The sequence below is a fragment of the Janibacter corallicola NBRC 107790 genome (assembly GCF_001570965.1).
Taxonomy (GTDB): Bacteria; Actinomycetota; Actinomycetes; order Actinomycetales; family Dermatophilaceae; genus Janibacter; species Janibacter corallicola.
In genome coordinates this window covers 39,855-47,801 of sequence record NZ_BCSR01000022.1, presented here as the reverse complement: position 1 = coordinate 47,801, position 7,947 = coordinate 39,855, and the positions used below count along the sequence as shown (strand labels likewise).

At 72.7% G+C, this 7,947-nt stretch carries 9 protein-coding genes; all 9 read right to left on the bottom strand.

All coding sequences use genetic code 11. The features are described 5' to 3' along the window. Positions 1-545 (bottom strand): hypothetical protein (locus JCO01S_RS09500; RefSeq protein ID WP_157074548.1); only part of this gene is annotated, 545 nt, incomplete at its 3' end. 2 nt (positions 546-547) lie between these two features. Further along, the gene (locus tag JCO01S_RS09495; RefSeq protein WP_369407289.1) at positions 548-964 is read right to left on the bottom strand and encodes a histone-like nucleoid-structuring protein Lsr2; all 417 of its coding nucleotides are present in this window, start codon (positions 962-964) and stop codon (positions 548-550) included. Positions 965-1,018: 54 nt separating this feature from the next. Beyond that, positions 1,019-1,255 (bottom strand): hypothetical protein, encoded by a 237-nt coding sequence (locus tag JCO01S_RS09490; protein WP_068254406.1) that lies wholly within the window; start codon positions 1,253-1,255, stop codon positions 1,019-1,021. 1 nt (position 1,256) lies between these two features. Next, positions 1,257-2,708, bottom strand: coding sequence for a lysine--tRNA ligase (lysS, locus tag JCO01S_RS09485; RefSeq protein WP_084342804.1), 1,452 nt, complete (start codon positions 2,706-2,708; stop codon positions 1,257-1,259). 136 nt (positions 2,709-2,844) lie between these two features. Further along, positions 2,845-4,206: a DUF6297 family protein gene (locus JCO01S_RS09480; RefSeq protein ID WP_068254401.1), complete on the bottom strand. Its 1,362-nt coding sequence runs from the start codon at positions 4,204-4,206 to the stop codon at positions 2,845-2,847. Continuing rightward, positions 4,196-4,819 (bottom strand): ABC transporter ATP-binding protein, encoded by a 624-nt coding sequence (locus tag JCO01S_RS09475; protein WP_068254426.1) that lies wholly within the window; start codon positions 4,817-4,819, stop codon positions 4,196-4,198. Before JCO01S_RS09475 ends, JCO01S_RS09480 begins: the two co-directional genes overlap by 11 nt. Before the next feature lie 72 nt (positions 4,820-4,891). Then, entirely contained in the window at positions 4,892-5,773 is an 882-nt protein-coding gene (nadC, locus tag JCO01S_RS09470) for a carboxylating nicotinate-nucleotide diphosphorylase (protein ID WP_068254398.1), read from the bottom strand. Beyond that, positions 5,773-7,461, bottom strand: coding sequence for an L-aspartate oxidase (locus JCO01S_RS09465; RefSeq protein ID WP_084342802.1), 1,689 nt, complete (start codon positions 7,459-7,461; stop codon positions 5,773-5,775). Before JCO01S_RS09465 ends, nadC begins: the two co-directional genes overlap by 1 nt. Continuing rightward, entirely contained in the window at positions 7,458-7,898 is a 441-nt protein-coding gene (gene panD / locus JCO01S_RS09460) for an aspartate 1-decarboxylase (protein WP_068254395.1), read from the bottom strand. The genes JCO01S_RS09465 and panD overlap by 4 nt, the downstream gene beginning before the upstream one ends. Between the last annotated feature and the right edge of the window lie 49 nt (positions 7,899-7,947).

The following is a 7,947-nucleotide window of genomic DNA, read 5'->3' as shown; positions in this document are numbered from 1 at the left end:
GGCGGCCCGCCGACGAGCCGGGCCAGGGCGATCTCCCACATGTCCTCGACCATGCCGAGGCGCTGCCGGCTGGACATCTTCTCCGGGGTCGGCAGCCCTTGTGCGATGTCGGTGGCGGTGGCGCGGTAGCCGTCCCACGCCGCCTCGTGGCGCTCCATGTCGTCCACGATGCGCCGGTGCCCGCCGGGCCGCAGCTGCACGACCTGCGGGTAGAGATGGACCGGGGCCAGGCCGATGGACCACAGCGCCGGTGTCGCGTCGAGCGCGATCGCGGTACGCATGGCCGCGGTGGCCATCACCGTGGCGAGCGGGTCGAGCAGGTACTGCAGGACGAAGGCGGCAGGCATCCCCTTGGGCGCCGACCCGGACTGCGCGGTCGTCACCTCGCGGTAGGCCTCGATCCACCGCGGCGCGAGCTCGTCCGCACGGGCGAGCGGGACGTCGAGGTCCGGGTCACCGTCGCCGGCGACCCGGACCTCGAGGAAGGACAGGTGACGGCCGAGCCCCGCGAGGTCCTCGCCCAGCCCGGCCGCCGTGGTGCCCACGCTCAGCCGTTGGCCTTCGCGTAGGCCTCGCGGACCTCACGGCTGATCCGACCGCGGTCGGAAACCTCGTAGCCGTTGGCGCGCGCCCACTCACGGATGCGGCTCAGGTCCTCCTTGTTCGAGGACGAGGAGGAGCGACGGGTCCCGCTGTTGCGACGACCGCTGACGCGACGGCCGGCACCGACATATCCGGCGAGGGCGTCGCGAAGCTTGGCGGCATTCTTGTCATTGAGGTCGATCTCGTAATTCACGCCGTCGAGCCCGAAGGTGACGGTTTCGGTGGCATCGCCACCATCGATGTCGTCCTCGAGAATGATCTGCACTCGCTGTGCCATGGGGTCTCCATTCATTGCGGCAGGTGGGCAACCGGAATCAACGGTAACCATCTCGACGCGAAAAGTCGCATCGAGATCCGGCATTCAGCGATCTTTATGGAAAAGGTTGCCCAACTCACAGGGAAATGGTCCTGCCGATCATGAGCTGGCGTCCCCACCACGCGGCCGCTCCTGCGCCTTGTTGTGGGACGAACGGCCCATGTTCCCCTTGACGTCCGGAGCCTGCTGGTGCTCGGCATTCCATTTCGCCAGGGCCTTTCGCTCACTGCGGTCGGCCTCGATCATGTAGCGCACGACCCAGTAGAAGAGGAATGCGACACCAACGGTCGGGATGAGCGCGGCGAGGTAGGGCCAGATCTGCTCGATGATCTCCATGTCAGCCCTCTGGCTTCAGGTGGGGAAAGAGAATGGTTTCGCGGATACCTGCTCCCGTGAAGAGCATGATGAGTCGGTCGACCCCGAGGCCGAGTCCCCCCATCGGCGGTGCGCCGAACTCCAGCGCCCGCAGGAAGTCCTCGTCCAGGGGCATCGCCTCGTCATCTCCCGCGGCGGCGCGACGAGCCTGGTCCTCGAGGACCTCCCGCTGGATGACCGGGTCGATGAGCTCGGAGAAGGCGGTCCCCCGCTCCACTCCCCCGATGAAGAGGTCCCACGCCTCGATGAGGCCGGGCTTCTCCCGGTGCGGGCGGGCGAGCGGTTGGGCGATGGCCGGGTAGTCGCAGATGAAGGTCGGCTGCACGCAGGTCGGCTCCACGAGCTCGGCGACCAGCTCCATGGCCGCCTTGTCGGCCCCCCACGCGGGGTCCAGCTGGACCCCCTTCGCATCGGCGATCTCGCGGAGGCGCTCCAGCGGGGTCCCGACGTCGATGGTCTCGCCGACCGCGTCGCTCAGCCCGTCGTAGAAGGGCAGCCAGCGCCACTCGCCGTCGAGGTCGACCTCGCCGGCGGAGGTGGTGACCTGTCGGGTGCCTGCCACGTCGGCGGCAGCGAGGTGGATGTCGCGGATGAGCTCGGCCATCGTGAACTGGTCGCCCCACGCCTGGTACGCCTCCAGGGAGGTGAATTCCGGTGAGTGCGTGGAGTCCACGCCCTCGTTGCGGAAGAGCCGACCCATCTCGTAGACCCGGTCCACGCCGCCGACGACGGCCTTCTTCAAGGGCAGCTCGAGCGCGATCCGCAGCGACATGCCCTGGTCGAAGGCATTCATGTGCGTCTCGAAGGGACGGGCCGCAGCGCCCCCGTGGACCAGCTGCAGGATCGGGGTCTCGATCTCGATGTAGTCCTGCGCGTGCAGCGTCTCCCGGATCGCGCGCACGATGGCCGCACGGAGCCGGACCATGTCGCGGGCCTCCTGGCGGACCACGAGGTCGGCGTAGCGCTGGCGGACCCGCGCCTCCTCGGAGAGCTCCTTGTGCAGGACCGGCAGCGGGCGCAGCGCCTTGGAGGCCATCGACCACTCGGTCGCCATGACGGACAGCTCGCCGCGACGGGAGCGGATGACCCGGCCGGTGACGGCCACGTGGTCGCCGAGGTCGACGTCGTGCTTCCACGCGTCGAGGGCCTCCTGCCCGACCTCGGCGAGCGAGAGCATGATCTGCAGCCGGGTGCCGATGCCCTCCTGCAGCGCGGCGAAGGCGAGCTTGCCGGTGTTGCGCACGAACATCACCCGGCCGGTGACGCTGACGACGTCCTGGGTCTCCTCGCCGGTCTCGAGGTGGCCCCAGGTCTCGCCCACCTCGGCCAGGGTGTGGGTGCGCGGGGCGCCCGCCGGGTAGGCGTCGCCACCGCCCTCGAGGATCCGGTCCCGCTTCTCGCGGCGGATGCGCATCTGCTCGGGCAGCTCGTCGTCGGCAGGGGTCTCGATGGGGGCGTCACTCACGGGTCACCACGATATCGACGACCATCGCGCCCCCCGAATCCGCGCCGTGTGGGGGTGGTCTCGCGACCGGGCCACGCACGTCGTCTCACGACGGCTCGCGCACCACCTGCCACGCGAGCAGCCCGATCCCGACGACCACGACACCCCCACCGAGGTCGTGGGCCTGTGCGAGGAGCAGCGCCAGCGCACTGAGCAGCGCGAGGTCCACCCCCTGCACGAGCCGCTGCACCAGACCGACGTGCACCGCGCCGGCCGGCGTGGACAGCGCGACCCCGAGCCCGGGCGGCGGATCGCACGAGCGCAGCGCCCCCGCGGCGCACCCGGTGGCGAGCAGCACGGGCCCCCACCACGACGACCCCAGCGGCGCGAGCGCGACGACGGAGCCGAGCAGCCCGAGGGCGAGCGGAGCCGCCCCGAGCACCGCGGTCACCCGTGCCGGGTCCAGCGGCACGCTGCGGCGCAGGCCCGGAGTGGTCACCCAGGTGGTGAGGCCCCCGGCCACTGACTTGGTCAGGACGAGCACGGCCACCGCCGCCAGCAGCGTGCCCACGAACCGCCCCAGCAGCAGCCCGGCCACGAGCGCGCCGGCACAACCGGCGAGCCCGATGACGACCCGGCCGCCCCGTCGGGCCAGGGCGCGCAGCTCGTGGGTGAGGATCCCGAGGAGCGGTCCCCCGGCACCCGGCCGGCTCCGGTAGCGGCCTCGCCGGGTGAGGCGCCGCCGCGTCGCCAGCGAGTCCAGGGCGGTGGTGTCGAGCATGAGGGTCGCCGCACCGAGCGCCTCGACGGCCCGTCCGGCCCGGGCCAGCTCGGCGTCGGGCACCGCACGCAGGGACCTCGCCGGTCCGACATGGCCGCCCTGCAGCCGGACCACCAGCGGCACGAGCAGCAGGACGCACAGCAGCCCGGCCCCGGCACAGGCGAGCACCGGGAGCGCGACCGCTGCGCCACCACCGGAGCCGCCCACGAGTGCGAAGCCGACGAGGACACCCCACGCGCCACCAGCGACCAGCGCCACACCCACCGCGCGGATCACGGTGCCCCGCAGCAGCACTGACCGATCCGCCGGTGAGGACAGCAGCCAGGTCGCCGTGCCGGGGTCGCTCGATGCCGGGCCGGCGGCACGCAGTCCGAGGAAGAGCCCGACCACCCCGACGACGGCGAGGCCGGCGGCGACGACGCGGTACCCGGTCGGCTCGAGGCAGGCCGAGGCGCTGCAGTCCGGCGTGAGGATCGCGCTGCCCGTGGCCGCGAAGAGCATCATCAGCAGGGTCGCGGTGATGAAGATCCCGACGTACCAGTCCTGGACCAGCTGGCCGAAGGGGGTGGCCCGGCTCCCGCGGCGTCGTCGCCGCAGCACCTCCCGGGCGGCGACGCGGTCGCCACGGCGGTCGGCGGCCGCAGCTTCACCGGGTTCGACCTCGCCGCGGTTCGGGTCAGTCCTCACCGGCGAGGGTCACCACCCGCGCGCCGCTGCCTGCCACCACGTCCGGGTCGTGGCAGGCCATGAGCACGGACCGTCCCGTGGCCGCGTGCCCGGCCAACCAGTCCCCGAGCCACTGCCGCCCGGCGTCGTCGAGGCGCTGCTCGGGCTCGTCGGCGAGCAGCAGCTCCCACGGCCGGACCATCGCGGTCGCGAGCGCGAAGCGTTGGGCCTGCCCCGAGGAGAGCGTGCTCGGCAGCTGGTCGGCGACGTGCTCGATCCGTGCCCCCGCGAGCGCCTCGTCGACGACCTGCCCGGGCGAGGCGACGGAGTGCGCGCGGGCGAGCAGGTCCAGGTGCTCGGTGACGGTCAGCTCGGGCATCACCCCGAAGTCCCCAAGCACTGCGCACAGGGCACTGCGGGTCGTCGGCCTGCGGGTGTCGAGCGCTGCGTCGTCGAGCAGCACCTCACCCTCGTCAGGCGTGTCGGCACCGACGATGCACCGCAGCGCGGTGGACTTACCGGCGCCGTTGGGGCCGACGAGGGCGACGACCTCCCCCTTCGCCACGGTGACGTCGAGGCCGCGCAGCACCGGCCGCCCGCCGAAGGCCTTGGTCATTCCGGTCACCGTGAGCATCACCCCATGATGCGCCCCGCCCAGGGACCAGCAGGACTTCGTCGAGCCTGCAGCATTTGTGTGGGGGCGGGGTCAGACCAGGTCGAGGGCGAGGTCGATGATCGGAGAGGAATGGGTGAGGCCACCGACGCTCATCCAGTCGATGCCGGTGGCGGCGTAGTCGGCCGCGAGGGTGAGGCTGAGTCCGCCGGTCGCCTCGATCTCGACCGAGTCCCCTCTCGCGGAGGCCCATTCGCGGGCGGCGGACACCGTCTCCCGCAGCAGCGACGGATTCATGTTGTCGCACATGAGGAAGCGTGACCCCGCCTCCAGCGCCTCGATCGCCTCGGCCCGGCTCTCCACCTCGACCTCGATCGCGACGTCGGGGAAGCGCTGCCGGATGGCCGCGAACGCCGGCCCCACACCGCCGGCGGCGTGCCGGTGGTTGTCCTTGACCATCGCGGTGTCGAAGAGCCCCATCCGCTTGTTGCGACCGCCCCCGGCGCGCACGGCGTACTTCTCCAGCGCGCGCATCCCCGGCGTCGTCTTGCGGGTGTCGAGCACCGAGCAGCCGCTCCCGGCGAGTGCGTCCGCCCAGCGGCGGGTGTGCGTGGCGACCCCGGAGAGCCGGGAGAGGAGGTTCAGCGCCGTCCGCTCGGCCATGAGCACCTGCTGCAGCGGACCCTCGAGCACGGCGAGCACCTCGCCCTCCGCGATCCGCTGCCCGTCCTCGACCGCCACCTCGAGCGAAGGGGGCCGGCCCCCGGTCCTCGCCGCCACCCCCTCGAGCACGAGACCGATGACCGGGCCACCGGCGAGCACCCCCGCCTCACGGGCGACGACGTGGCCGGCCCCGCGCTGCTCGGCCGGGATCGTCGCCATGCTCGTCACGTCCAGGCCGTCGGGCCCCAGGTCCTCGTCCAGCGCGTCCCGGACGAGCCGCCGCGCCGCCTCGAGCGGGAAGTCCGCCACCATCACTGCTCCCCCTCCGGCACCGCCGGCTCGACCTCCAGCTTGATCACGGCGACCTCGCCGTCCTCCGGGTCGCGCACCTGCAGCAGGTGGGCGCACCAGTTCGTGTCGTCGCGCTCGTGGTGGTCGCTGCGCACGTGCCCGCCGCGGCTCTCCTCGCGCAGCAGCGCACCGGTGAGCAGCACCTGCCCGAGGTGGAGCAGGTTGGTGCTCTCCCAGGCCTCCGGCCCCGGCTCCGCACCACCCGACGGCTCCGCCAAGGACCCCAGCGCCTCGGCGGCGGGCCCGGCACTGCGGACCGGTCCGGCACCCCGGGTCATGAGCCGTTGCAGCTCGATCCGGCGTTCGCCGTCGACCAACGCACCAGTGGGCCCGTCCTCGACCGGGCGGGACTGGGGCAGCGCCCCCTTCGCGATCCGGTCGTGGACGTCCTCGGCGGCCCGGTGGGCGAAGACCAGCCCCTCGAGCAGCGAGTTCGACGCGAGCCGGTTCGCCCCGTGCACCCCCGTGCAGGAGACCTCGCCGACGGCCCAGAGGCCGTCGAGGGAGCTGCGACCGTGCAGGTCGACGCGCACCCCGCCCGAGGCGTAGTGCTGGGCCGGCGCCACGGGCAGCAGGTCGGTGGCCGGGTCGATCCCGAGGTCCCGGCAGCGCGCGAGGATCGTCGGGAAGCGCCGGGTAAGGAAGTCCGCCCCGAGCGCCCTCGCGTCCAGCCACACGTGCTCGGCCCCGGTCGCGGCCATCCGGTCGAGGATCGCCCGGGCCACGACGTCGCGCGGGGCGAGGTCGGCGAGCGGGTGCACCCCCTGCATGAAGGCCTCACCGCGCTCGTCCCGCAGCACCGCGCCCTCCCCGCGCACCGCCTCGGAGATCAGCGGCTGCTGGCCGGTCGAGCCCTCCCCGAGGTAGAGCACGGTGGGGTGGAACTGGACGAACTCCAGGTCCGTGACGACGGCACCGGCGCGAAGGGCGGCGGCCATCCCGTCGCCGGTGGCCACCGGGGGATTCGTCGTGGAGGTGTAGATCTGGCCCAGGCCCCCCGTCGCCAGCACCACCGCGCGGGCGTGCGCCGAGCCGACCCCGTCGTGCTCGCCCTCGCCGATGACGTGCAGCGTCACCCCGCAGACGCGCCCGTCGGCACACGTGAGCAGGTCGAGCACGAGCGCGTCCTCGATGACCTCGATGCCGGGATCGTCGGCGACGGCCGCGAGCGCCGCGAGGAGCGCGCGGGAGATCTCGGCACCGGTGGCGTCGCCGCCGGCGTGGGCGATGCGGTCGGCGTGGTGGCCCCCTTCGCGCGTGAGCAGGATGTGGCCGGCCTCGTCGAGGTCGAAGTTCGCCCCTGCGGCGGCGAGCTGGCGCACCCGCTGCGGCCCTTCCGTGACGAGGGTGCGCACGGCGTCCTCGTCGCACAGCCCGACCCCGGCGACGAGGGTGTCCTCGAGGTGGTCCTGCGGGGAGTCGGCCTCGTCGAGCGCGGCGGCGATGCCGCCCTGCGCCCAGGCGGTCGAGCCCGCGGCGAGGCGGGTCTTGGTCACGAGGAGGACCTGGCGCCCCTGCTCACGCAGTCGCAGCGCGCAGGTCAGGCCGGCGATGCCGGAGCCGACGACGATGACCTCGGCGGTCGTGGACCAGCCCGGGGCCGGCGCGGCCAGCCGCCGCGGCAGCGAGACCACGCCGGGACCGCTCATCCCTCCGTGCCCTGCGGGTGGGAGCGCGCAGTGACCGCTGAGGTGGACAGTCCGTACCCGTCGGGCACGTCGCCGGCGTCGTGGTCGACGTCGACGATCGCGTTCTCGTCGTCGACGAAGACGACCTGCGGCTCGAAGTCGCGCGCCTCGGCGTCGTCCATCGCGGCGTAGGCGATGATGATCACGGTGTCGCCGGGCTGGACGAGGCGGGCGGCGGCGCCGTTGATGCAGATGATGCCGGTGCCGCGCTCCCCCTCGATGGCGTAGGTCGTCAGCCGGTTGCCGTTGTCGACGTCGACGACGTCCACCTGCTGGCCGGGGAGCATGTCGGCGGCGTCCATGAGGTCACGGTCGATGGTCAGCGAGCCCACGTAGTGCAGGTCCGCCTGGGTGACGGTGGCCCGATGGATCTTGCTGTGGAGCATGAAGCGCTGCACGGTGGATGTCCTTCTGTCGGCGGTTGACCGTCCTGCAGTATCTCAGAGG

What these genes read in the sequence shown, in the direction of transcription:
- JCO01S_RS09495 (WP_369407289.1), bottom strand. Translation starts at nt 964, where the DNA reads ATGCCGGATCTCGATGCGACTTTTCGCGTCGAGATGGTTACCGTTGAT.
- JCO01S_RS09490 (WP_068254406.1), bottom strand. Translation starts at nt 1,255, where the DNA reads ATGGAGATCATCGAGCAGATCTGGCCCTACCTCGCCGCGCTCATCCCG.
- lysS (WP_084342804.1), bottom strand. Translation starts at nt 2,708, where the DNA reads ATGCGCATCCGCCGCGAGAAGCGGGACCGGATCCTCGAGGGCGGTGGC.
- JCO01S_RS09475 (WP_068254426.1), bottom strand. Translation starts at nt 4,819, where the DNA reads ATGCTCACGGTGACCGGAATGACCAAGGCCTTCGGCGGGCGGCCGGTG.
- nadC (WP_068254398.1), bottom strand. Translation starts at nt 5,773, where the DNA reads ATGGTGGCGGACTTCCCGCTCGAGGCGGCGCGGCGGCTCGTCCGGGAC.
- JCO01S_RS09465 (WP_084342802.1), bottom strand. Translation starts at nt 7,461, where the DNA reads ATGAGCGGTCCCGGCGTGGTCTCGCTGCCGCGGCGGCTGGCCGCGCCG.